Source organism: Gilliamella sp. Pra-s52, assembly GCF_009795805.1.
Classification (GTDB): Bacteria; Pseudomonadota; Gammaproteobacteria; order Enterobacterales; family Orbaceae; genus Gilliamella.
In genome coordinates this window covers 59,973-83,954 of record NZ_WTEY01000009.1, presented here as the reverse complement: position 1 = coordinate 83,954, position 23,982 = coordinate 59,973, and the positions used below count along the sequence as shown (strand labels likewise).

Sequence of the window (23,982 nt, the reverse complement as noted above, 5' to 3'; positions counted from 1 at the left end):
TTTTATTTTTGCTTAAATGGTTTGTGTTATTGCACAATTTGTATATCGGTACTGGTTAATTTAATCACTTAAAAATCAATATAGCCAAATACAGTGTAAACTGTATTTGGCTAATTAAATTTAAGTTATTAATCTAAATCATCAACAAAACTAACTGCATAACCAATATAATTAGCTGGTGTTAATTGTTTTAGTCGTGTTTTTTCACTTTCGGGCAGATCTAATGAGTCAATAAATTCTTGCATGCCTTTTGCATCAACACGTTTACCACGGGTTAGTTCTTTGAGTTTTTCGTAGGGTTTTTCAATGCCGTAACGGCGCATTACAGTTTGGATTGGTTCGGCTAATACTTCCCAGTTACGGTTAAGCTCGTCAAGTAAATAGTCTTGGTTAACTTCAAGTTTATTTAATCCTTTTAGTGTTGATTGGTAAGCAATAATAGCATAACCAATACCTACACCTAAATTGCGTAATACTGTTGAGTCGGTTAAGTCACGTTGCCAACGAGAAATAGGTAATTTGCTACCTAAGTGGTTCATGATAGCATTAGCAATACCTAAATTTCCTTCTGAGTTTTCAAAGTCAATTGGGTTGACTTTATGTGGCATTGTTGATGAGCCAATTTCGCCAGCAATGGTTTTTTGTTTAAAGTGATTTAACGAAATATATCCCCAAACATCACGATCAAAGTCGATCATAATGGTATTAAAACGAGCCACACAATCGAAAAATTCGGCAATATAATCATGAGGTTCGATTTGAGTAGTATAAGGGTTCCAATTTAACCCTAGTGATCTAACAAATTCTTCGCTAAATTGATGCCAATTCACTTGAGGATAAGCAACCATATGTGCATTATAATTGCCTGTGGCTCCATTAATTTTACCTAGTATTTCAACCGATTGTAGTTGCTTTAATTGACGTTTTAAACGGTAAGCAACATTGGCAAATTCCTTACCTATTGTTGATGGTGTAGCAGGTTGTCCGTGCGTTCTTGAAAGTAGCGGTAAATCACGATAAGACTTGGCTTGTGAGGTGATTTTTTCGATCAGTTTATTCCAATATGGAACTAAGACGGTTTCTCTGGCTGTTTTTAGCATTAATGCATAAGATAAGTTATTAATATCTTCTGATGTACAAGCAAAATGAATAAATTCGTTAACTGCATGTAATTCTTCATTAGTGCTGACTTTTTCTTTTAAAAAATATTCTACCGCTTTGACATCGTGATTAGTGGTTTTTTCGATTTCTTTGATACGATTAGCATCTTGCTCACTAAATTGCTCAACAATTTGGTTAAGGTGGTTGATGGCTGACTGGCTTAAGGTTGGTACCTCTAAAATATCTGCTTGTAAGGCTAGCTTTTGTAACCAACGAACTTCAACTTGAACACGGTATTTTAGTAAACCACATTCGCTAAAAATGGTGCGTAATTCTGTTGTTTTCTCACCATAACGTCCATCAATTGGTGAAAGGGCAGTAAGTGCAGATAATTCCATCGGTTTAACTCCGTTATTATTTTGAAATATCAGTTATAAAGTACAAATTAGTTTATGCGATTAATTTGGTCTAATAGTTGTTGGGCTGCATCACAAATGCGTTTACGGCTAAAAAGAAACTGAAAACGACTGCCGCCAACTTGGTACCATAAAATGGCTGATCGAACACAACCCAAAAGTGCTGTTCTTACTTTTGCTTGTACTAATGAGTTTTGTAGAAATTCAATTTTGCCAATAACTTTGATTTTAGTTGATATCGGGCTAATGATATCAGAATAGATTCCAGCTAATGAATAGGATATATCATCAACATTAATACCAACGGTTTGATCATTTATATCAGAATAAAGTCCTGAAATGCGTTTTAATCGTTGGTCTATCTTATCTAATGCGTCTTTATTTTTTAATAATTTGTTTGTAATACTAAGAGAGCCAAACAGGTAACGAATAGTTTGGACGTGCTCTTTTTGTCCTGACGACAATAATTGTATTAGTGTTTGTAATCCTGTTTTGATATTTTTAATACCATCATAAACATCGTCCGTTGTTTTTGGCGAGGTTTTAAATATACTTTTTATTGCTTGTTCATAAAGTGTTGCACTACAAATACCTGTGTTAGCTAGTTGTGGTACCAATATTGCACTTTGTGTTGCACCGGCAAGGGCAATGGCAATATGATGGTATTTATTATTCACTTTAGTACTCCTTACTGCTTTTTATTTGTTCTTCAATAATACCGCCACCTAAGCATACTTCGTTTTGATAAAAGACAGCTGATTGACCTGGTGTAACAGCAGCAACGGGATTATCAAATATGACTTTTATTTTATCATCAGCTAATGGTACCACTTGGCACGCTATATCTTGTTGGCGATAGCGTGTTTTAACCGTACAATTGAATGGTTCGGTGACCACTTTACGGTCAACCCAATGTAGTTGTTGAGCAATTAATCCGTGTGAAAATAGAGCAGGGTGATCGTGACCTTGTGCCACAATTAACTCGTTATTTGTTAGATCTTTGTCAACCACATACCATGGCGTATCATCGGCTTGTTTTAAACCACCAATACCCAATCCTTTACGTTGTCCTAACGTATGATACATAAGCCCTTGATGTCTGCCAATAATTTCACCGTCAACAGTGCGAATATCGCCTGCTTGTGCTGGTAAATAACGAGCCAAAAAGTCAGTGAATTTTCGTTCACCAATAAAGCAGATACCTGTAGAGTCTTTTTTCTTAGCCGTCGCTAAACCAAGTTTTTCTGCAATTTGACGCACTTGTGGTTTTTCAAGTTCACCGACGGGAAACAGGCTTTGGCTTACTTGTGTTTCACTCAAGGTATAAAGAAAGTAGCTTTGATCCTTGTTGGTGTCTATACCACGTAATAATTCAACTTTTCCATTTGTTTCGCGTTTGCGAACATAATGTCCTGTAGCAATAAAGTCAGCACCAAGATCTTCAGCTGCATATTCTAAAAAAGCTTTAAATTTTATTTCTTTATTACATAAAATATCTGGGTTTGGTGTTCGGCCTGCTTTGTATTCTGATAAAAAATGTTCAAATACATTGTCCCAATATTCGGCAGCAAAATTAACTGTATGTAATTTGATGTTTAATTTATCGCAAACGGCTTGTGCATCAGCTAAGTCAATGGCAGCTGAACAGTATTCTTCAGTGTCGTCTTCTTCCCAGTTTTTCATAAACAACCCAACAACATCATATCCTTGTTGTTGTAATAAATAAGCTGAAACAGAAGAGTCGACGCCACCTGACATACCGACAACGACTTTTTTTCGAGAGTTTATATTTGTCATAATAGCTATATTAATAGGTAAAATTAATAAAAAATTTAGTTTCAATTTTAGCATAACTAAGGCAAAAAGCATAAAGTTATGCAGATAAAGAACACTATATTCAATTGTGATTTATATTAATTTAATACCAACTTTTGCTTTAAATTTATATTCAAAGGTGCTTTTACGATTTTTTTATTTTTATTTATTAAATATTCGCATAAAAAAACGAAATCATAAAATAATAACAGCCTTATTAAACAAAACTTATAAAACTGTTATTATTTAAAGATTAAATGGAAATTAGTTAAAGTCTTTTAAAAGATAAACAACAAGTCCTATAATTTTAAAGTCTTGTTGTTCATACTTATCACCAATAATTGCTGGGTATTTAGGATTATCACAAAGTAATGCTAAGTTAGCACCTTGATTTTGTATTCGTTTTATACTAATTTGGTCCTCATACTCAACAGCATACAAATAGCCATCAATCGGTTTGTTATGAGTCTTGTTGATGATAAGAATATCATGATTTGATATTGTTGGTTCCATGCTATCACCTTTAGCCCATACTGCGGTTAAGTCTTTGTGGTTACAGCCTTGATGTTTTATTAAGGATAGATCAAACGGAATTGATTCTATTTGTGGGTAAAATTTACTTGTTTCGTTTAAATGGTGAAATGGAATGTGGACTGAACCTTGGCATTCAGATTCTGACAATAACCTACATTCTCCTTTTCCTGTTGCTAGCCACTCTATAGGAATGTTGCATTTTTGAGCAATAATTGCAAGTCTATTTAATGCTGGATAGGTTTTCCCTGATAAATAATCTCGTATAACCGCCTCTGACATACCAACTTTTTTGGCAAAGGCATTACCTGATATACCTTCTAATACTAGATTTAGTCTATTCCTAAAACCAATTACACCTGTATCAGTTAAAATCTGTATTTTTTCTTTTTCATTTTGTTTTTTTACTTTGTTTTCTGTCATTTTTTATTCCATTTCGTGTGCTTTTCGTTTTTTTTATTTTAATTCGTTTTTTTATGTGCTATTCTCTGCCCATATTTTCTTATCTTATGAATATTTATTTTTAACATTGTAAGACCGATAATCTTTACAATAGCAAAACTATAACCTATAGAGGATCTCATAATGAGAGAACAAGATCAAGACTGGACACCATCTAGAGTGGTGGGCGAAATTAAAATTAGAGGCGGAAATTTAAGAGCATTATCGAGATCTAGTGGATTACAGGCTGATACTTTAAGAAATGCTTTATATCGACATTGTCCAAAGTATGAGCGAATTATTTCTGATTATTTACAAGTCCCTGTTGAGCAAATTTGGCCTTCACGTTATCAATTAAAAACTAAAAAATAATATTAGTTTGAAAATAAAAAAGACGCTTATTAGCGTCTTTTTTATTATTTGCTATGCGACGATTTATTTTTTAGCTTGTTCGGCTGCTTTAACGATCGCTGCAAAAGCATCAGCTTTTAATGATGCTCCGCCTACTAATGCACCATCAATATCAGGTTGAGTAAAGAGTTCGGCTGCATTTTTATCATTAACAGAACCACCATATTGGATAATCACTTGCTGCGCTACTTTTTCATCTTGTTTAGCAATATGATCTCGAATAAATTTATGAACAGCTTGCGCTTGTGCTGGAGTTGCTGATTTTCCAGTTCCAATTGCCCAAACTGGTTCATAAGCAATAACCGCACCATTAAATGCTTGAATGCCAAGTGCCTTAATCACAGCATCAATTTGACGAGCACAGATAGCTTGTGTTTGACCTGCTTCGTTTTCAGCTTCAGTTTCGCCAATACATAATACTGGTACTAATCCTGCTTCTTTAATGACACCAAACTTTTTAGCAACAAATTCGTCTGATTCTTTATGATACGTACGACGTTCAGAGTGTCCAATAATAACGTGAGTTACACCAACGTCTTTTAGCATTTCGATTGATATTTCTCCAGTATAAGCACCAGAAAGATTTACGCCAACATCTTGAGCACCTAAAATGATATTAGAACCATCTAATTGATGTTTTACAAAATCAAGATAGACAACCGGTGGTGCAATTGCTACATTGCACGCAGTATTATTTGATAGCTCATTTCGTAGCCCTGCAACTAGGCTTTTAGCCATGTTTTTACTACCATTGAGCTTCCAGTTCCCCATAACAAGTGGTTTACGCATAATTTTCTCCAACTTAAAGTTTAAAATAGTGTTGATTTTAGAATGAATTCGGTATAATAGTTAGCATTATACACCAAATAAATTGAGCTTGAGGAAAAATATGTCATTAGAAATATTGAATCAATTGGAAAATAAAATCCAGCATACCGTTAATACTATCACCACATTACAACAAGAGATCGCTACTTTAAAACAAGGGAATCAAGAGTTGGAACAACTGATTAATGATAGTTCTGATGAAATGAAAGCATTACGTGATGAAAACGAAAAACTCAAACAAGATCAACAAATATGGCAACAACGTATTCAAACATTATTAAGTAAAATTGGCGAAATTACACAATAATTGATTCAAATTTTTTAGCGCGACTTAGGTCGCGTTTCTTTTATTCTTAATTGTTGATAATGGTAAAGGCTAAGTTTAATGCGACAAAAGCTAAAATCACTCTGGCTGACTGAAACTATCCATTTAATTGAAGCCGAATCTGGACGGTTTGCTGACCAAGATATTAACCGACAAGTAAGAGCTGAACAAATATCGCTCACTGATCGAATTGTGATGCGAGCAACTATGTTGTCAAAGCAAAATGGCCTATATTCTTCGCAAAAAATACTAATACAGTCTGTAAAGTTTTCTTTTGTCTTATTACTGTTATTCTCTGTATTTTTAGGTGGTTCCTTAGCCTTGGGAGCAGTAAACCAGAACCCCATCAATTTGTATTGGGCGCTTTTTAGCCTATTAGGTGTGCACTTAATTACATTATCTATTTGGCTTTGTTCATTTTTTTTCTTTTCTAATTTTGGTGGTAGTTTATTAATTCATTGCTGGTTGTGGTTAGCTAAAAAACTTTCTCAAAAAAAGACCATACAACAACTTTTTCCTGCATTTATTGAATTGTTTGGAACCCGCGTGCGTTGGCTTATCGGTTTTGTGCTTAACCTGTTTTGGACTGTGATTTTAAGTAGTGCATTGCTAGTGTTAGTAGTGTTATTTTCAACTAAGTATTATAGTTTTGAATGGCAAACTACATTACTTAGTTCTGATACTATTATTCGGTTAACGCACTATTTGGGCTATTTACCTTCATTATTTGGTTTTGATATCCCTAAAGATGACATAATAAAATTAAGCGAAAATGCTTTAAACACTGGCGAAGTTCGTTCGTCATGGGCTGTTTGGCTGTTGGGGGTGTTTATTGCTTATGGGTTATTGGTAAGGGTGTTATGTATGATATTCTGCGGTGTTAACTGGTTGGTTAGTTGTCGTTATATTAAACTCAATATTACACACCCTGACTATCAAGTATTAGCAAACCAATTGCAGCCATTAATTGTTAACATTGAAGATGCCGATAGATTAGGATACAGTAACCATCAATGGTGTTCTCCTGTACATCCAATTGAAGATGGTAAGGGCTCTTTTTTGGTTGCAGTAGATGTGCACGAAAGTTGGCATCATCCTGAGTCTGTTAAATTTTTAGGTTTTTTAAATACAAGAGAACAACGTAATAATATTTTAGATTACTTTCAATTAACACCAGCTAAAAAATTACTAATTGCAATTGATACCGATAGAGCACCCGATAGAGGGTTATTGAATTTTATTAATCAGCTGATTAACAAATCACAACAAACCCGAATTTGGTTTATTAATCAAGGCAAACAGTATCATAATTGGCAATCGCTCTCTTTACAATTAGCTGAACCAGATTGGCTAAGTGAGGATATTTAGTATGCTATCAACATTAAAATTAGCCGTAGTTGGTCACGCCAATGTTGGTAAAACGTCATTATTACGCACCTTAATTCGCAATAGCCATTTTGGTCATGTATCTGACCATCCTGGCACCACAAGACATGTTGAATCAATAACTTTGCCGCTTGAGCAAAATAAATCGATTGTTTTTTATGATACACCAGGGTTAGAAGACAGTTTGGCGCTTTATGATTATATTAACCAACTTGTTCCTGCTAATAAAAAACTTGATGGTGTTGATAAATTAACTCTTTTTTTACAAAGTCCAGAGGCTGAAAACACTTTTAATCAAGAAGCCAAAGTCATCAAACAGCTACTAAATAGTGATGTGGCTATCTATGTGATAGATGTCAGAGAGCCAATATTGGCAAAGTATCACGATGAGTTATCTATTTTATCTAATAGTGATAAACCCATATTAGCAGTTTTGAATTTTATATCGGGTAATGACCAAAATGAAAAAGAATGGAAAAGATTGCTGTCACGAGTTGGGATTCATGCTATTATTAAGTTCGACGCTATATTCCCATCTTTAGATGGTGAAGAGCGATTGTATCATAGCCTTGCTTTATTGGTTGAACCTGCTAAAGAAATATTAGATAATTGGCTAGATAAAATCTCACAAATTCGTGATTCTCGAAATAAAACAGCTAATCGAATTATTGCAGAAACGCTTGTTGATGTTACCGCTTTTTCCAAAATGGCTAAACTAGACGATAACCGAGCCATTGCTGATATGCAAAATAAAGTCAGAAAGCGAGAACAAACAGCGATTAATGAATTATTAAAATTGTATCAATTCGATTTAACTCAAGAGAGTGAAGAGAGCTTGCCTTTAATCAAAGGCCGTTATAATGCTGACCTTTTTAATGTTGATGCACTAAAAACGGTGGGTATGCATTTGACTAAAGGCTTTGTGTCAGGCGCAACAATTGGTGCAAGTATTGATGTAGCAACAGGTGGTATTTCACTTGGTTCTGCCGCGTTGGTTGGCGCTGTAGTTGGCAGTTTGGTGCAAACTGCGAAACATTATGGTTCTAGAATGCGGTATCAGCTTTCTGGGTATAGTAAATTAAGTGTTGATGATGTTATTATTTGTTTTCTTTCTTTACGATTAATTCGCCTTAAAGAAAGTTTAAATCATCGCGGTCATGCGGATACGAGACCTGTTAGGTTATCTAAATTAGATAAAAATGAATGGGAAAAAGGTGTGTTACCTAAAAGTTTAAAGGTAGCTAGACGTTATTCGTACTGGTCGACGTTAAATAAAGGAACAAAAAAAAATGACAAAAAAAGGCAATCGATTATTAGGAACGTTGCTCAGCAATTCCATTAATATAAAGAGAGATTTTTTAATAAGTACATTGATCTTTTCTTTGTTTATGTTATTCGGTTGTAGTACTAGTCAAGGACAGGTTTCTGTTAAAAGTACTAAATCTGATCCGACTATATTGGCTAAAATAGAATCTCATTATAAAAAATGGCAAAACACACCATACCGTTATGGTGGTACAACTTTGTCAGGTAGTGATTGTTCTGCTTTAGTGATGAATTTTTTTAAAAATAGGCTTTCAAAAAACTTACCAAGAAGTGCGGCAGAGCAGGCTCGATTAGGTGTTAAGGTAAACACACCTAAAGCTGGCGATTTAGTATTTTTTAAAACAGGTCGGAGCCGTAGTGGTTTGCATGTTGGTATTTATTATGCTGATGGTAAGTTTTTACATGCTTCGACATCAAAAGGTGTTATCTATTCAAGTTTAAACGAAAGTTATTGGAAGAAGCATTACTGGATGACGCGACGTGTAATGGGTAGTTAAGCTTCCTTTTGAAGAATAATGTAATAACAAAAAGCTCTTTAAATTAATCAATATTAAAGAGCTTATTTTTTATCTGTAATAAAGCTATTGTTAGATTTGTCCTTTATTTTTTAATTCGTTCATTGTATTTGCTACATAGAGCATTTCGCTCGGTGAACCAAGTGATATTCGACACCAGTTTGTTGCTGGTTCAAAATCTCTTCCAATCAATATGAAGTTATTTTTCATTAATTCACGATAATCTTTTAAATTAATCGGACTTTTATGAAACATAAAATTAGTTTGTGATTTTAAATAGTGTAATCCTAAGTCTGATAGTGCTTTTTCCATGATTTGACGTGATACATCAACCGCTTTTTTAGAATAAGTTAAAAATGGTTGATCATCCATAGAAGCAAGTGCAGCACAAACACCACAATAGTTGAGCTTTTCGCCAGCTACATATTGAGCCATATTTTGAATATTTTCAAGTGAGCTGACTGCATAACCGACTCGTAATCCTGCCATTGCATGGATTTTTGAAAATGTTTTAAGTAATATGATATTGTCACAACCTTTTGCAATTAATTCATCAACTGATTTAAAAGCAGGATCATTAACAAATTCAGCATAAGCTTCGTCAATAATAAAGATCGTATTTTTAGGTTTGCTTTTTATCCAAGGTTCGATTTCGTTTGTTGTAAAAACAGTCGAAGTAGGATTATTTGGATTAACCAAATAAACAATTGAAAATCCATTATAATCTTCAGCAGCTTTTTGTATGCCTTTTATATCTATCTGCCAATCAGACAAACTTGGTACTTTAGTAATTTTTAAATTAAAGATCTTTGCAAAATGTTCTCCATCACCATAAGTAAGATCTGGAATGACTAATTGAGTATCTGGCTTAACAAAAGCGGCAATAGCGCTTCGAATACCTTCCGATGAGCCTGCAGTTAATAAAATTTGAGAATCATCAACTTTATGATGTTGAGCTAATCGTTTATTAAGCATTGGCATTTCGGCTTTGGCATAGCGATTAGCTTTTGGTACGGCATCGATTGCTGCTTGTTTTGCGAGTGGTGACATACCAAGCGCATTTTCATTGAAATTGAGTCTTATTGGATTGTTAATATCTGGTGTTGCTACATTTTCAAGCATAGGTAGCGAGAATGAAATTGAGTTTTGCGCTTCTATCGCATGGGCTTTAGATAATAATTGATTAATAGATAGCCCTGCAATTGCCGCACTTGAAAATGTGATTAATTTTCTTCTACTGACATTTAAATTGGATATCATGATTCACCTCTCGCTTAATTAATATTTATGTGGTCAATTATTAATTAAGCAAAAATAATACCAACTTTTTAAAGATTACTAAGATTACTTATTTGTAAAGTATTAGATAACAAAAAGTTAACGATAAGATGGTTATTATTCAGGACAGATTAATCTAAACTTGCACAGATTTGGTGCTTTATTGATCAAAAATAGTGTGTAAAAAGGACTGCTTTAATAACAGTCCTTTATAGTGATTTGTAAATTACCGTGGGTAACTGTTTTACCGTAGGTGATCATTGTTAGTTATCTGCTGGTGTTTCAATATCCGAATAGGTTGCCAGTATTTGCAAGAATTTATATTTAGAATCTGCCATTTTAGTTGAACGTTCATGCAGAGTGTTTGCCATTAAAGGTTCAAGTGTTTCTAAGCGGCGAAAACGCTGTTCTTTTAGTAAGATACTAGTTAATAAATCACTGTTTGGTGCTTTAGAATCTAGTACTAAACCTGGTTTACCTTCAGCCATACGGCGTGGATCGTAACGATATAAAGGCCAGAACCCTGATTTAACTAAATCCTTCATTTGTTCGTGTGATTTAGCCAAATCATAGCCATGTTCTTCACAAGGGCTATAAGCGATGACTAAAGATGGCCCATCATAAGCTTCGGCTTCTTGTAGGGCTTTAAGAGTTTGGTTGAGTTGTGAACCTAATGCAACTTGTGCAACATAGACATGGCCATACATCATTACACTAACACCAAGATCTTTACGCGCTTTATGCTTACCTAAATCGGCAAATTTTGATACCGCACCCATCGGCGTGGCTTTTGATTGTTGACCACCGGTATTGGAATAACATTGTGTATCTAATACTAATATATTTACGTTATCGGTTAAACTCATCACATGATCAAGCCCACCAAATCCAATATCATAAGCCCAACCATCGCCACCAATAGCCCAAACTGATTTATCAACCAAATAATTTGCATCTTGCATCAACTCTTGTGATTGAGCAGAGTCTAGGTGTACAAGCTGCTCACGTAATAACTCGACTTGTTGACGCTTTTCAGCTATAGAGGTTTCTGATGATTTTAAGGCGATAATTATTTCGGGCGAAATGTCGCCGGCAACATAATCAAGTAAACGTAACGCACGTTTTTTATGTTGATCATAAGTAATGCGATACCCTAATGCAAACTCAGCATTATCTTCAAATAATGAATTTGCCCAAGCCGGTCCACGCCCATCGCGATCGGTCGTATAAGGTGATGATGGCAGATTACCACCATAAATTGATGAACACCCAGTGGCATTGGCTATGGCTAAATGGTCACCATAAAGTTGTGTCAATAATTTTATGTATGGAGTTTCGCCACAGCCAGCACAAGCGCCTGAATATTCAAATAGCGGTGTAAGCAATTGTGATGTACGTACATCAATACGTTCAAGTGTATCAATATTTCGATCTGGCAATGCAGTAAAGTACTCAAAATTGGTACGTTGTGTATCAATATTGTCGATACGTGATTGCATGTTAATTGCTTTAATTTCAAAATTATTACGATCGCGAGCAGGGCACACTTCGACACATAAGTTACAGCCAGTGCAATCTTCCGGTGCCACTTGTAACACATAGCGTTGTCCTTTCATATCACGAGCTTTAACTTCAAGCGAGCTTAATGAATCTGGAGCGCTTAGCATATCGTCAGGATCAACAACTTTGGCGCGAATAGCCGCATGAGGGCAAGCAACCGCACAGTGGTTACATTGAGTACATAGTTCTGGTTGCCAAATCGGGATTTGCTCTGCAATATTGCGTTTTTCCCATTTTGTTGTACCGATAGGCCATGTGCCGTCGGGTGGAAATGCTGATACAGGTAAATTATCACCTAAACCAGCTAACATTGTAGCTGTCACTGCTTTAACAAAATTAGGAGCATTAGCTGGTACAATAGGAGGCATAGTTGAGCTACTTTGATCAACACAACTAAGCGGTATTTGTACTAATGAAGCAATAGCTAAATCAAGTGCTTTCCAGTTGTTTTCAACCAAATTTTGCCCTTTACTACTATAACTTTTGGCAATGACCTCTTTTAATTGAGTAATACTAAAATCATTTTTAAATATTTCAGCAAGATGAAAAAAAGCAGCCTGCATAACGGTATTAATTCTAGCTCCTAAATTACATTCACGAGCAATTTTTGCCGCATTTATAATGTAAAAGTGTGCACGCTTTTTAATTAATTGCACTTGCACTTCTTTTGGAAGCCTATGCCAAATTTCATCTTTGCTATACGGTGTATTAAGTAAAAAAATACCATCGTCTTTTAACTTATCAACAATTTGATATTTATCGATAAACTGATCTTGGTGGCAGCCAATAAAGTGTGCACTGGTAATTAAATAAGGGGAATCAATAGGATCTAAGCTAACTCGTAAGTGCGAAGTGGTTAAACCGCCTGCTTTTTTCGAGTCATATACAAAATACCCTTGTACATAAAAAGGTGAACTATCACCAATAATTTTAATATTATTTTTAGTTGCTGATACAGTGCCATCACTACCAAGTCCATAAAATAGCGCTTCGAGTGAAGATTTTTGTGGAATAGATTGATCCGGCAATGGTAAAGACAGCCCTGTAATATCATCATAAATACCAACAGTAAAGCGTGGCTTTGGTTTTGCTAAGTTAAGTTCAGCAAAAATGGCAAGTACACATCTAGGATCAAATTCTTTAGAGGATAACCCATAACGTCCACCTATAATAAGTGGCATAGTTGTGCGTTCCCCTCGTGATAAGCTTTCAGAAAATGCGGTTATAATATCTAAATAAAGTGGCTCGGCTTGCGCTCCAGGCTCTTTAGTTCTATCAAGAACAGCAATTTTATTAACAGTATTAGGAATAACACTTAGTAAATGGCCGGCTGAAAAAGGACGAAATAATCGAACGTTCACAACACCAACTTTTTCGTTTTGTTTAAGTAAAACATCCACAACTTCTTTGGTGGTGCTTGCTCCAGAGCCCATAATGACAATAACACGTTCAGCATCACAAGCTCCATAATATTCAAAAGGTTGATACCTTCTGCCTGTTTCTGCCGCAAAGGAATCCATAGCATCAACAACATGTTGATAAGTACTATCATAATAACTATTTATCGCTTCTCGGCATTGGAAATAGGTATCAGGGTTGGCTGATGTGCCACGAGTCACAGGTTTGTCGGGTGTTAAAGCTCGTTCACGATAAGCTTTAATCGCCTCATGCGGTAATAAATTATGAATTTGTTCATCACTTAGTGGATAGATTTTATTGACTTCGTGTGATGTCCTAAATCCATCAAAAAAGTGAACAAAAGGAACTCGGCTATTTAAGGTTGCCATTTGTGAAATTAACGCAAAATCTTGTGCTTCCTGCACTGAGCTTGAACAAAGCATTGCAAAACCAGTTTGCCTAATTGCCATCACATCAGAATGATCACCAAAAATAGAAAGTGCGTGAGTTGCAACAGTTCGAGCGGCAACATGCAAAACAAAAGGAGTAAGTTCGCCAGCTATTTTGTATAGTGATGGGATCATTAAAAGCAAACCTTGCGACGAAGTAAACGAAGTTGCTAGCGCCCCAGTCATTAATGAACCATGAACAGTTGCAATGGCTCCTGCTTCGGACTGCATTTCAATCACTCTTGGTGTATCACCAAATACATTTGGTTTATTAAACTCTGCCCAAGTGCTAGCTTGCTCGGCCATGGTTGAGCTTGGTGTGATTGGGTATATGGCAATGACTTCGTTTGCACGATAAGCGACGGATGACACCGCACTGTTAGCGTCTGATATGATCATTAAAAAACCTTGTATTTTATAGTGTTATGGCATTACAAACTTATTATAAATTTATATTATTGTATCAGAAACTAATATAGCTTTTCGTTATTTTTATGTTAAATTTTTTGTCATTACTGTTTTAGACAAAAGTATTGATAAAAAAACAAAAATAAATTAATTTAACACGTTAAGTATATTCTAGTTAAATAATAAACAGATAAAATAATACAAAAAAGTTACTAAAATAGGGTAGTTATAGAAGGACTATCTAAAGAAGGTCTGAAAAAATTTTATTGGAATCGTCTACCTCAGGATAAAATGGACAAATTTAGTAATAAACTTGAGTGAGAAAAATTTGCTGATTTATGCGAAGAATTAACCGAGAGGCATCAAGTACTACAGGAGACCTTTTAATATGTACGTTGGTGAATTTTTATTATGGTTTGGCAGTGCCATAAAAACCGAAACTCGCAAAAAATTAAAAATGGGTTATACTAGGCAATAATGAACTTCAAAGGTGCATATTATCCATCTAATTCATTATGTTAAGATGGATAATATGAAAATAAAATTTATTTTATTACAACACGCTCGCTTGACGTGGTGTGTTTAATTTCACCTAATAACCATGCTTTTTCGCCATGGTTATTTAGCAAGTTAATTGCTTTATCGGCTGACTGTTTTGGTAAGGCAATAATTAAGCCAACACCACAGTTAAAGGTACGGTACATTTCATGACGGCTGACATTACCTGCTTTTTGTAGCCAATTAAATATCTCAGGCCATTGCCAGCTTGCTTCGTTAATCACGGCTTGTGTATTATCGGGTAATACACGAGGGATGTTTTCCCAGAATCCACCACCAGTGATATGGGCAATGGCGTGCACATCAACTTGAGCAATAAGGTCAAGAACAGACTTAACATAGATCTTAGTTGGTGCAAGTAAGTGATCGGCAAGTGGTTTTCCATTTAATTGTTCGGTAGCCGGGTTTACGCCACTGACTTCAATAATTTTACGCACTAATGAATAGCCATTCGAATGAGCACCACTTGATGCTAATGCAATTAATACATCGCCGTCTTGCACCTTGCTACCGTCGATCATGGCTGACTTTTCAACAACACCCACGCAAAATCCTGCCAAATCATAATCATTACCATGATACATACCCGGCATTTCAGCTGTTTCACCACCCACTAAAGCACAGCCTGATTGCTTACAACCCTCAGCAATGCCTGTAACTACGGTAGCGGCAACATCAACATCAAGTTTACCAGTAGCATAATAATCAAGGAAAAATAAAGGTTCAGCGCCTTGAACAATCAGATCGTTAACACACATTGCGACTAAATCGATACCAATTGATTCATGGCGATTTAAATCCATTGCTAGACGTAATTTGGTACCTACACCGTCGGTACCAGATACTAAAATAGGCTCTTTATATTTTTGTGGAATAGCACATAGTGCACCAAAGCCACCCAGTCCACCCATAACTTCAGGTCGTTTGGTTTCTTTAACAACAGATTTAATGCGATTAACAAGTTCATTGCCGGCATCAATATCGACACCAGCGTCCTTATAACTGAGAGATTTATTATTTGACACAGCAAGCAATCCTTACAATAAATAGTGGGCTACTATTTTAGCAAGGATGAAATTTAATGGCGATTAATTATTTACAAAATAACCAATTAATTAAAACTAGTAATTATTTTCAAACCAGCTTTCCAAAATAATAATGGCAGAAGTTGCATCAACATGTCCCTTTTCAAGTGCTCGATAACCTCGTGAAGCAAAAATATGTGATTTTGCTTCAACGGTTGATAACCTCTCATCTTGCAAATGTACTTGATAACCAAATCTGCCATGTAAACGATTAGCAAATTTACGAGCTCGCGCGGTTAAGGGTTGTTCGGTGCCATCCATATTTAGGGGAAGCCCAACGACTAAAAAATCAGGTTTCCACTCATTTAACACCTTTTCGATGGTTTGCCAGTTAGGAATACCATCACGCGCTTTAAAAGAACATAAAGGATTAGCTGTTTTAGTTATATCTTGTCCAATTGCTGCGCCAATACTTGCCGTACCAAAATCAAATGCAATAATTGTAGCCATCGATTATGCATTACCCATTTGATGTGAAATAGTTTTGATATTAATACCAAGTGATTCGGCTGCCTTTTGCCAACGCTCATCAATGGCTACCTCATAAATAATTTTAGGCACAGCATGAGTCACTAACCAATCATTACGGGCAATTTCACCCTCAAGTTGCAATGATTGCCAGCTTGAATAACCTAAAGACAAAAAGATATTTTGCGGTTGTTCAGGTGAGCCGATTGATTTGAGTGCATCGAGCGACGTGGTAATCATCACCTCGTCAGAAATCTGAATGCTAGAAGCAAATCCTTGTTGAGGAGTGTGTAGAATAAACCCTTGCTCCTCAGCAAGTGGGCCGCCACAAAATACGGGATGTTCTAATTCAGCACAACTTTTTGGTGAAGTAATTTCCAATCGTGTAAGCACCGTTGCAACATTAAGATCAACAATCGGTTTATTAATCATAATGCCCATGGCGCCATCACGATTGTGTTCACAAATATAAATAACAGAACGACTAAAGAAGGAGTCATCCAAAGTTGGCATAGCAATAATAAAATGATCTTTTAAATTCATAAGCTCACATTTAGGTAACTTTTATAATGCGCATTTGCCAATTTTAACGTTATGTTCAACATTACAGCGCATTAATAATTCTGGTTCGTTGGTTTCTTCATTGATTGATTCTGAAACAATATTAAAATTTTGAGAAAGATAAAAATCAATCGCTGCAGCATTTTTTTTATAAACATGTACTAACAGTTCATTATGGCGCTGTTTTGCTTTATTGACTAATGCTTTACCGACGCCTTGGTGGCGGTAATTTTGATCAACAAATAGCCCTGAAATATAGTTTTCAGTTAAACCAATAAAACCTTTTACGCCGTTAAGATCTTGTACATATAACCTAGACATTGGAATTAGCATTTTTACTAAATCATAATTTTGTTTAAAAAAATCAGGGTTAATAAAATCATGCGCTTGCAAATTACCTTGCAACCATATTTCCATTACGCTGTCTAAATCTTCTGCTTTATATTCTCTAATCATGATTTAACTCTTCTTATTTAATCGATATTCGATTGCATTCATTAACATGCCAGTGATTGAAAGATCGGGATTGGCAGCTTCAATTTCACGGACACAAGTTGGACTAGTGACATTAATTTCGGTTAATTTATCACCAATAATATCAAGTCCTACAAACAGTAAGCCCTTTTCTTTTAAAACAGGGGCGATGCTTTTAGCTATATACCAATCACTTTCGCTTAATGCTCTTACTTCACCATGGCCGCCAGCAGCAAGGTTACCGCGAGTTTCGCCTTTTTGTGGAATTCGAGCTAAACAGTAAGGAACGGGTTCACCATCAACCACTAAAACGCGCTTATCGCCGTCTTTAATCTCTGGAATGAAGTTTTGAGCCATGCAATAACGTGTATTATGTTCGGTTAATGTTTCAATAATGACCGAAACATTAGGATCATCTTGTTTGATTCTAAAAATTGACGACCCCCCCATACCATCCAATGGTTTTAAAATGATATCGTGATGTTTTTGGAAAAATGCTTTAATTTGTGTTGTTTGGCGTGTAACTAGTGTCTTCGGAGTAAACTGTGCAAACCAAGCAGTAAACAATTTTTCGTTACAATCGCGCAGGCTTTGTGGTTTATTGACCACTAATACACCTTTTTCTTCGGCGCGTTCTAAAATATAAGTGGCATAAATAAACTCAGTATCAAAAGGCGGATCTTTACGCATTAAAATTGTATCAAGGTCACTGAGTGCAATGGTTTGTTCTTGCCCAAACTCAAACCAATGATCCTTATCGTTATAAACGGTCAAAGCACGAGTTGTGGCATAAGCTTCGCCTGTGTCCAAAAAAAGATCGTTCATTTCAATATAAAAAAGCTCATAACCGCGTTTTTGTGCCTCAAGCAACATAGCAAAACTAGTGTCTTTTTTTATATTGATATGACTAATTGGATCCATAACAATACCAAGCTTAATCATAGTGACTCCTTACTGATTCTTTTGGTTTTAGCGAATAGTCGATTGATAATATGTATTACTTTATATGTGTTCATTGGGGTATTTTGAACATATAACAGCTAGTGTGCTAAATCATTATAAAAAATGTATTTTCAACTATCATACTCGTTACCGATTAAGATGCAAAGCAAACATTGCTCATATCGAGTTAATTTATATTATCCCAAATCACCAAAATGCACTTGCAAAGCGGTTATCGCGGTTAATGCTGCTGTTTCGGTGCGTAAAACACGCGGGCCGAGTAAAATATCGGTAAATTGATAGCGATGAGTCATACTAATTTCACTGTCTGATAATCCACCTTCTGGGCCAATCAATAAGCTAATATCCTGTTTACCACTAGGTATCTGCTTAATACCATGCTTTGCTTTGGGGTGAAGATTTAAGCGTAGCTGCGTTGTTAAACTTGCGCACCAAGTTTCAAGTTTGGTTACAGGATGAATGATAGGCACGACATTACGACCACATTGCTCACAAGCTGAAATCACGATCTTTTGCCATTGTTGAACTTTTTTATCTAGTCTTTCGGCATCAAGTTTCACACCACAACGTTCAGAAAGTAGGGGGGTAATACTTTTTACACCTAATTCAACTGATTTTTGAATTGTAAATTCCATTTTCTCACCACGAGAAATAACTTGCCCTAAATGAATGTTTAAAGGTGATTCACGGTCATCAGTTATTGTCAAAGCTGTTTTCACCGTGACTGATTTTTTATTAACTTCATGGATAACGGCAGGTGTGATTTGATTCGAACCATCAAATAAAATAATATTTTCGCCAACCTTCATCCGCAAAACGCGAACAAGATGATTAAAGGCGTTATCATCTAACGTAATAATACTATTTTGGGTAATTGTAAATGGTTGAAAAATTCGTGTCATAATTGCTAGTCTTAAAATATATTGCAATAAATTATAGCGTAATTTACTAAGATTCGGTAATCTCTATTTAAATAAACTAAGCTTTTGGAATCTAGCATGAATACGTATAGTAACGATAGGGTAATAATTGAAGGGTTAACTGTTTTAACCACTATAGGTGTTTACGAGTGGGAAAAGACCATCAAACAAAAACTCATACTCGACCTAGAAATGGCATGGGACAATAAACCAGCAGGTGAAAGTGATAATGTTTCACTTTGTTTAGATTATTTTCTAGTTAGCCAAGCTATCACTCAATTTATTGAATCAAACCAATTTGAATTGATAGAATCGATAGCTGAAAACGTTGCCAAATTAATCATACAAAAATTTGCGGTACAATGGCTAAAAGTCAAAGTTTCTAAACCGAGCGCAATTGTTAATGCTAATAATGTTGCTGTGATGATTGAACGATTTGCTAATTAGCCCAAAAGATATGAAGTTATGAAAACAAAAACGCAACGCAAAACGCGCCGTTTTAAAAACAGTGAACCTTTTAAAATTAAGCTATTTGATGCATGGCGATGGCATCGTCATCGTAAAGTATTACCACCTAAAACAGGCTACTTAGCTTTTAATCAAACTTGGTTTGAAAAAATTGATTTAACGTTGGCGGGAGATAGAGTATGGTGGATAGGTCATTCAACCACTTTAATGCGTTTAGCAGATAAAGTGATCTTAACCGATCCCGTGTTTTCAAAACGAGTATCACCAGTTCAGTTTGTTGGTCCAAAACGTCGTACGCCACCTGCTTTATTGATTGAACAACTCCCTCAAATTGATTTTATCGTGATTTCGCACTCTCATTATGATCATCTTGATTATCAGAGTATTAAAAAATTAATTACACGTTTTCCCAACATGGTCATTATGGTGCCATTAGGATTAAAGCGTAAATTAGAAAGGTGGGGAGCCAAGCAGGTTATTGAACTCAATTGGTGGGATTTTGTTACTATTAACGGTATCAGGTTTACAGCTGTACCTGCACGGCATTGGAGTAATCGAGGAATATTTGATACCAACAAAAGTCTTTGGTGTGGTTGGATTATTCAATCAAAAGTAACGGATGAAAAACAAACTAAAACCGTCTATTTTATGGGGGATACGGGCTATTCATCGAGTTTAAAAGAAATTGGTGAACGTTTTTCAAGTATTGATTTAGCCTTGATTCCAATCGGTGCTTACGCACCACGCTGGTTTATGCACCTTCAACATATTGACCCCAAACAAGCTGTGCAGTTATATGATGAACTTAATTGTCATTGCGCAATAGCCATCCATTGGGGAGCATTTGAGCTAGCGGATGAACCACTAGATGAACCTCCGCAATTATTAAATTCCTACAAAGGCAATCGTCCTTTTCATCTAATAAAAATAGGCGGTAACCAAGCTATTAATCGTATTGATTCTGGAGTAGAATAATCTAAATAAAAACAAACGTAATACCGTTAATTATTTCGATGTATTTGCAAAAAAGAGAGGGGGAATAAATGAAATCAGCCATTATTGGGTTGTCTTGCTTAATGTTTAGCGTGATATTAGTCGGATGTGGCGGTAAAAACGACGAAGGTAAAACTTATCATTGGTCAAAAGCCCACGGCGTTTTAGAAGATTGTCGTGGTGTAATGAATAAATCACAACAATGTGAAGCTAATTCAAATAATCAACAATATCTAATCAAAATAGACAAGTATTAACATGAGTACTTGGCTTATTTATGCGCTACTTTCCGCTATTACTGCTGCAAGTGTTGCTATCTTAGGAAAAATTGGCTTACAACATCTTGATGCAAACACCGCAACAGCCATTCGTGCTATTGTTATGGCCATTTTTTTAGTTGGTGTTGTGGTTGTTCAAGGTAAGCTCAACCTTATTAGTACCTTTTTTAACGACAAAAAAGCTTTACTCATTATTGCGCTTAGTGGTATTGCTGGTGCGCTTTCTTGGTTATTTTACTTTATGGCAATTAAAGAAGGTAAAGTGTCACAAGTTGCGCCAATTGACAAATTAAGTGTTGTATTTGCGGTGGTGTTTGCTGTGGTTTTATTTGGTGAAAAGATCTCGTTATTAGCCGGAATTGGTGTTGCGATGATTGCGGTTGGTGCGATATTAGTTGCACTATTTTGATATTCAAAATAGTGCATTAGTCTAAATATAGGCTACTTTAATAGCGCATTAAATAGCTCAACAGTAACAAGTTCACCTTTAGCTACATTGCCTCGTTCTTGTTCAAGCACAATAAAACAGTTTGCTTGATTAAACGATTGAGTAATATGCGAACCTTGCTGTCCAGTTGTGCTCACTTCTAATTCGCCTTGAGTATTAATTTGCAACACACCACGTTGAAAGTCTAATCTACCTACGCTTTTTTTAAGATTTGTTGCTGTTTTAACTTTAAAGCTTAAATCCATGGATGAATCTTCAAGTCCTGAAAGCGCCAAAATCAATGGTTGCACTAATTGGTAAAATGTCACCAAAGTTGAAACAGGATTGCCCGGCAAACCACAAAATAGCGCATTGCCAATTTTACCAAAGGCAAAAGGTTTGCCTGGTTTTATTGCCATCTTCCAAAAGTTGATTGTGCCCAGATCCTCTAAAGCGTTTTTGGTATAATCAGCGTCACCAACTGAAACTCCGCCACTGGTTATCACCAAGTCCGCTTGACTTGATGCACTCATCAACGCTTGTTTAATTTGGTTTGGATCATCAGCAATAATACCCAGATCAATAATTTCACAGTTAAGTTTGCTCAGTAATAATTTCAGCGTAAAGCGATTACTATCATAAATAGCACCATTGCAAGGTAAGCTTTCACCAATGGGGGTTAATTCATTCCCAGTTGATAAGATAGCGACTTTTAACTTTTTAAATACCACAAGTTCGCTCATGCCCAGCGTTGCCAGTGTCGATAGGGTTGGTACTGTTAATTTAGTCCCTTTGTTGACGATAATTACACCTTGCTTAACATCTTCGCCTATACGGCGGATGTTATCGCCAGCTTTTACCTGATTCAAAAAAGCAATACCCAAATCTGATTTTTTGGTCTGCTCTTGCATAACAACTGCATCGGCATCATTGGGTACGGGAGCGCCTGTCATAATGCGTAAACAGGTTCCTTTTGGCCAATAAAGATTGCTTATATCATCGCCCGCAAAAATTGCACCTGCTAACGGTAATAAGGTTGATTGTTTAAGATCCGCTAATCGAACAGCATAACCATCCATCGCAGAATTATCAAATCGTGGCACATTAATCGGCGAAATCACATTCTCAGCAGTGATCCGATCTAGAGCATCAAATAACCTGACTTTTTCGTAAGAGAGTGATTTTATGGTTGATACGCTTTGCAGTACTTGCTGTTTGGCTTGTTGAAAAGTGAGTAACATAAAAGTGAGCAGTCCTTGTGTATATCAATCCACTACAGATTAGCAGATTTGACAAAAGTTGTAGATAAAGGTTAACGTCCTCTTTACCCACATAACAACGTCGCCAAAAGGCGACGTAAAATAATCAACTACACATTAAATAAGAAATTCATAATATCGCCATCTTGCACGATATAATCTTTACCTTCAGCACGCATTTTACCCGCTTCTTTAGCCCCTTGCTCACCGCCGTATTTAATAAAATCATCAAAAGCGATGGTTTGTGCACGGATAAAGCCTTTTTCGAAGTCAGTATGGATCTTACCTGCCGCTTGCGGAGCCGTATCACCAACCGAAATTGTCCAAGCACGAACTTCTTTAACGCCAGCGGTAAAATAAGTTTGTAGATTAAGCAAACTATACCCAGCACGAATTACACGGTTTAAACCGGGTTCGGTTAAACCTAAATCTTGCATAAACTCATCACGATCATCGTCATCAAGTTCAGCAAGTTCAGCTTCAATTGCTGCACAAACCGGCACTACAACTGCCTTTTCTTGTTCTGCTATTGCTTTGACTTTATCTAAATAAGGATTATTTTCAAAACCATCTTCATTAACATTGGCAATGTACATAGTTGGTTTTAGTGTTAAAAAACTAAGGTATTTGATAGCTTCAAGTTCTTCTTTACTAAAATCTAATAAAAGTAGCTTTTTGCCTTGTTCAAGATGAGGTAAACATTTTTCAAGAATTTCCACCTCAAATTTAGCGTCTTTATCGCCACCTTTAGCGCGTTTTTGTTGGCGAGTGATTGCCCGTTCACAGGCTTCAAGATCAGCTAATGCTAGCTCGGTATTGATAATTTCGATATCTTCAGCCGGATCGATTTTACCCGCAACGTGGACGATGTTCTCGTTTTCAAAACAACGCACAACATGCCCAATGGCTTCGGTTTCACGAATGTTGGCTAAAAATTGATTACCAAGCCCTTCACCTTTTGATGCACCTTTAACAAGGCCTGCAATATCAACAAATTCCATCGTTGTTGGCAAAGTACGTTGTGGTTTGACAATTTTAGCCAGCTCATCTAAACGTGGATCGGGCATCGGCACAACCCCAGTATTTGGCTCGATAGTACAAAAAGGAAAGTTAGCTGCCTCAATGCCTGCTTTAGTTAGTGCGTTAAAAAGCGTTGACTTACCTACATTCGGTAATCCGACAATCCCACATTTAAATCCCATACTGTTTGTTACCTTTATCATAAAATGTTATAAAAATTGCGGGGGATTATATCAAATAACGCACTCAGTACCAATGATCTTGTTACTGATTTTACTTTGTTTCGTATTTTAACCACAACGGCTTAATATCAACTTGGT

General features: G+C 36.0%; 24 protein-coding genes. 9 read left to right on the top strand and 15 right to left on the bottom strand.

The window, feature by feature from the left end; genetic code table 11:
- Positions 1-128 precede the first annotated feature (128 nt).
- The 4 genes from purB to GQ594_RS07925 form a co-directional block, all read right to left on the bottom strand.
- Positions 129-1,499: an adenylosuccinate lyase gene (gene purB / locus GQ594_RS07940; protein ID WP_160412054.1), complete on the bottom strand. Its 1,371-nt coding sequence runs from the start codon at positions 1,497-1,499 to the stop codon at positions 129-131.
- Positions 1,500-1,546: 47 nt separating this feature from the next.
- Entirely contained in the window at positions 1,547-2,194 is a 648-nt protein-coding gene (gene hflD, locus GQ594_RS07935; protein ID WP_160412053.1) for a high frequency lysogenization protein HflD, read from the bottom strand.
- 1 nt (position 2,195) lies between these two features.
- Positions 2,196-3,314: a tRNA 2-thiouridine(34) synthase MnmA gene (gene mnmA, locus GQ594_RS07930; protein ID WP_160401263.1), complete on the bottom strand. Its 1,119-nt coding sequence runs from the start codon at positions 3,312-3,314 to the stop codon at positions 2,196-2,198.
- A 282-nt stretch (positions 3,315-3,596) separates the two neighbouring features.
- A complete protein-coding gene (locus GQ594_RS07925; RefSeq protein WP_160412052.1) occupies positions 3,597-4,286 on the bottom strand; it encodes a S24 family peptidase in 690 nt (229 codons plus the stop codon).
- A 162-nt stretch (positions 4,287-4,448) separates the two neighbouring features.
- On the opposite strand from GQ594_RS07925, the gene GQ594_RS07920 reads away from it, so the two are divergent.
- The gene (locus GQ594_RS07920) at positions 4,449-4,676 is read left to right on the top strand and encodes a helix-turn-helix domain-containing protein (RefSeq protein WP_160401261.1); all 228 of its coding nucleotides are present in this window, start codon (positions 4,449-4,451) and stop codon (positions 4,674-4,676) included.
- A 63-nt stretch (positions 4,677-4,739) separates the two neighbouring features.
- Here the strand turns inward: GQ594_RS07920 and tpiA are convergent, their stop codons facing one another.
- The gene (gene tpiA / locus GQ594_RS07915; protein WP_160412051.1) at positions 4,740-5,504 is read right to left on the bottom strand and encodes a triose-phosphate isomerase; all 765 of its coding nucleotides are present in this window, start codon (positions 5,502-5,504) and stop codon (positions 4,740-4,742) included.
- Between the two features lie 100 nt (positions 5,505-5,604).
- Between tpiA and zapB the strand changes: the two genes are divergently transcribed.
- The 4 genes from zapB (at position 5,605) to GQ594_RS07895 (ending at position 9,077) form a co-directional block, all read left to right on the top strand.
- Positions 5,605-5,850, top strand: a complete 246-nt coding sequence (gene zapB / locus GQ594_RS07910) for a cell division protein ZapB (protein WP_160401259.1) — start codon at positions 5,605-5,607, stop codon at positions 5,848-5,850.
- 78 nt (positions 5,851-5,928) lie between these two features.
- Entirely contained in the window at positions 5,929-7,236 is a 1,308-nt protein-coding gene (locus GQ594_RS07905; protein WP_160401258.1) for a DUF2868 domain-containing protein, read from the top strand.
- Position 7,237: 1 nt separating this feature from the next.
- Complete coding sequence (locus GQ594_RS07900; RefSeq protein ID WP_160412050.1) at positions 7,238-8,596, top strand: DUF3482 domain-containing protein; 1,359 nt, start codon at positions 7,238-7,240, stop codon at positions 8,594-8,596.
- Complete coding sequence (locus GQ594_RS07895) at positions 8,544-9,077, top strand: C40 family peptidase (RefSeq protein WP_160412049.1); 534 nt, start codon at positions 8,544-8,546, stop codon at positions 9,075-9,077. Before GQ594_RS07900 ends, GQ594_RS07895 begins: the two co-directional genes overlap by 53 nt.
- Positions 9,078-9,167: 90 nt before the next feature.
- Here GQ594_RS07895 and GQ594_RS07890 read toward each other — a convergent pair whose 3' ends face one another.
- The 8 genes from GQ594_RS07890 to rsmE all read right to left on the bottom strand — a co-directional run bounded on the left by GQ594_RS07890 (position 9,168) and on the right by rsmE (position 19,199).
- A complete protein-coding gene (locus GQ594_RS07890; protein WP_160412048.1) occupies positions 9,168-10,355 on the bottom strand; it encodes a pyridoxal phosphate-dependent aminotransferase in 1,188 nt (395 codons plus the stop codon).
- Positions 10,356-10,636: 281 nt separating this feature from the next.
- Positions 10,637-14,179, bottom strand: coding sequence for a pyruvate:ferredoxin (flavodoxin) oxidoreductase (gene nifJ / locus GQ594_RS07885; RefSeq protein ID WP_160412047.1), 3,543 nt, complete (start codon positions 14,177-14,179; stop codon positions 10,637-10,639).
- 554 nt (positions 14,180-14,733) lie between these two features.
- Positions 14,734-15,771 (bottom strand): phosphoribosylformylglycinamidine cyclo-ligase, encoded by a 1,038-nt coding sequence (gene purM / locus GQ594_RS07880; RefSeq protein WP_160412046.1) that lies wholly within the window; start codon positions 15,769-15,771, stop codon positions 14,734-14,736.
- 96 nt (positions 15,772-15,867) lie between these two features.
- A complete protein-coding gene (gene ruvX / locus GQ594_RS07875) occupies positions 15,868-16,281 on the bottom strand; it encodes a Holliday junction resolvase RuvX (RefSeq protein ID WP_160412045.1) in 414 nt (137 codons plus the stop codon).
- Between the two features lie 3 nt (positions 16,282-16,284).
- Complete coding sequence (locus tag GQ594_RS07870) at positions 16,285-16,842, bottom strand: YqgE/AlgH family protein (protein ID WP_160401251.1); 558 nt, start codon at positions 16,840-16,842, stop codon at positions 16,285-16,287.
- Positions 16,843-16,863: 21 nt separating this feature from the next.
- The gene (locus tag GQ594_RS07865) at positions 16,864-17,316 is read right to left on the bottom strand and encodes a GNAT family N-acetyltransferase (RefSeq protein WP_160401250.1); all 453 of its coding nucleotides are present in this window, start codon (positions 17,314-17,316) and stop codon (positions 16,864-16,866) included.
- A gap of 3 nt (positions 17,317-17,319) precedes the next feature.
- Positions 17,320-18,276, bottom strand: a complete 957-nt coding sequence (gshB, locus tag GQ594_RS07860) for a glutathione synthase (RefSeq protein ID WP_160401249.1) — start codon at positions 18,274-18,276, stop codon at positions 17,320-17,322.
- Positions 18,277-18,473: 197 nt separating this feature from the next.
- Positions 18,474-19,199: a 16S rRNA (uracil(1498)-N(3))-methyltransferase gene (gene rsmE / locus GQ594_RS07855; RefSeq protein WP_160401248.1), complete on the bottom strand. Its 726-nt coding sequence runs from the start codon at positions 19,197-19,199 to the stop codon at positions 18,474-18,476.
- A 96-nt stretch (positions 19,200-19,295) separates the two neighbouring features.
- Here rsmE and folB point away from each other — a divergent pair, with 96 nt between their 5' ends.
- The 4 genes from folB to GQ594_RS07835 all read left to right on the top strand — a co-directional run bounded on the left by folB (position 19,296) and on the right by GQ594_RS07835 (position 21,365).
- Positions 19,296-19,664 (top strand): dihydroneopterin aldolase, encoded by a 369-nt coding sequence (gene folB / locus GQ594_RS07850; protein ID WP_160412044.1) that lies wholly within the window; start codon positions 19,296-19,298, stop codon positions 19,662-19,664.
- A gap of 18 nt (positions 19,665-19,682) precedes the next feature.
- Complete coding sequence (locus tag GQ594_RS07845; RefSeq protein WP_160412043.1) at positions 19,683-20,660, top strand: MBL fold metallo-hydrolase; 978 nt, start codon at positions 19,683-19,685, stop codon at positions 20,658-20,660.
- A 68-nt stretch (positions 20,661-20,728) separates the two neighbouring features.
- Positions 20,729-20,935, top strand: coding sequence for a hypothetical protein (locus tag GQ594_RS07840; RefSeq protein WP_160401246.1), 207 nt, complete (start codon positions 20,729-20,731; stop codon positions 20,933-20,935).
- 1 nt (position 20,936) lies between these two features.
- Positions 20,937-21,365 (top strand): EamA family transporter, encoded by a 429-nt coding sequence (locus GQ594_RS07835; RefSeq protein WP_160412042.1) that lies wholly within the window; start codon positions 20,937-20,939, stop codon positions 21,363-21,365.
- Between the two features lie 32 nt (positions 21,366-21,397).
- On the opposite strand, the gene moeA is transcribed toward GQ594_RS07835, so the two are convergent.
- Both moeA and ychF read right to left on the bottom strand, forming a co-directional pair.
- On the bottom strand, positions 21,398-22,624 hold the full coding sequence (moeA, locus tag GQ594_RS07830; protein ID WP_160412041.1) for a molybdopterin molybdotransferase MoeA: 1,227 nt from the start codon (positions 22,622-22,624) through the stop codon (positions 21,398-21,400).
- Between the two features lie 128 nt (positions 22,625-22,752).
- Positions 22,753-23,844, bottom strand: coding sequence for a redox-regulated ATPase YchF (gene ychF / locus GQ594_RS07825; RefSeq protein ID WP_160401243.1), 1,092 nt, complete (start codon positions 23,842-23,844; stop codon positions 22,753-22,755).
- Positions 23,845-23,982: the final 138 nt, after the last annotated feature.

Bases quoted from the DNA above. Each gene is read 5' to 3' on its own strand.
- purB (WP_160412054.1), bottom strand. From the start codon at position 1,499: ATGGAATTATCTGCACTTACTGCCCTTTCACCAATTGATGGACGTTAT.
- mnmA (WP_160401263.1), bottom strand. From the start codon at position 3,314: ATGACAAATATAAACTCTCGAAAAAAAGTCGTTGTCGGTATGTCAGGT.
- GQ594_RS07925 (WP_160412052.1), bottom strand. From the start codon at position 4,286: ATGACAGAAAACAAAGTAAAAAAACAAAATGAAAAAGAAAAAATACAG.
- GQ594_RS07920 (WP_160401261.1), top strand. From the start codon at position 4,449: ATGAGAGAACAAGATCAAGACTGGACACCATCTAGAGTGGTGGGCGAA.
- tpiA (WP_160412051.1), bottom strand. From the start codon at position 5,504: ATGCGTAAACCACTTGTTATGGGGAACTGGAAGCTCAATGGTAGTAAA.
- zapB (WP_160401259.1), top strand. From the start codon at position 5,605: ATGTCATTAGAAATATTGAATCAATTGGAAAATAAAATCCAGCATACC.
- GQ594_RS07905 (WP_160401258.1), top strand. From the start codon at position 5,929: ATGCGACAAAAGCTAAAATCACTCTGGCTGACTGAAACTATCCATTTA.
- GQ594_RS07900 (WP_160412050.1), top strand. From the start codon at position 7,238: ATGCTATCAACATTAAAATTAGCCGTAGTTGGTCACGCCAATGTTGGT.
- GQ594_RS07895 (WP_160412049.1), top strand. From the start codon at position 8,544: ATGACAAAAAAAGGCAATCGATTATTAGGAACGTTGCTCAGCAATTCC.
- GQ594_RS07890 (WP_160412048.1), bottom strand. From the start codon at position 10,355: ATGATATCCAATTTAAATGTCAGTAGAAGAAAATTAATCACATTTTCA.
- nifJ (WP_160412047.1), bottom strand. From the start codon at position 14,179: ATGATCATATCAGACGCTAACAGTGCGGTGTCATCCGTCGCTTATCGT.
- ruvX (WP_160412045.1), bottom strand. From the start codon at position 16,281: ATGGCTACAATTATTGCATTTGATTTTGGTACGGCAAGTATTGGCGCA.
- GQ594_RS07870 (WP_160401251.1), bottom strand. From the start codon at position 16,842: ATGAATTTAAAAGATCATTTTATTATTGCTATGCCAACTTTGGATGAC.
- GQ594_RS07865 (WP_160401250.1), bottom strand. From the start codon at position 17,316: ATGATTAGAGAATATAAAGCAGAAGATTTAGACAGCGTAATGGAAATA.
- gshB (WP_160401249.1), bottom strand. From the start codon at position 18,276: ATGATTAAGCTTGGTATTGTTATGGATCCAATTAGTCATATCAATATA.
- rsmE (WP_160401248.1), bottom strand. From the start codon at position 19,199: ATGACACGAATTTTTCAACCATTTACAATTACCCAAAATAGTATTATT.
- folB (WP_160412044.1), top strand. From the start codon at position 19,296: ATGAATACGTATAGTAACGATAGGGTAATAATTGAAGGGTTAACTGTT.
- GQ594_RS07845 (WP_160412043.1), top strand. From the start codon at position 19,683: ATGAAAACAAAAACGCAACGCAAAACGCGCCGTTTTAAAAACAGTGAA.
- GQ594_RS07840 (WP_160401246.1), top strand. From the start codon at position 20,729: ATGAAATCAGCCATTATTGGGTTGTCTTGCTTAATGTTTAGCGTGATA.
- GQ594_RS07835 (WP_160412042.1), top strand. From the start codon at position 20,937: ATGAGTACTTGGCTTATTTATGCGCTACTTTCCGCTATTACTGCTGCA.
- moeA (WP_160412041.1), bottom strand. From the start codon at position 22,624: ATGTTACTCACTTTTCAACAAGCCAAACAGCAAGTACTGCAAAGCGTA.
- ychF (WP_160401243.1), bottom strand. From the start codon at position 23,844: ATGGGATTTAAATGTGGGATTGTCGGATTACCGAATGTAGGTAAGTCA.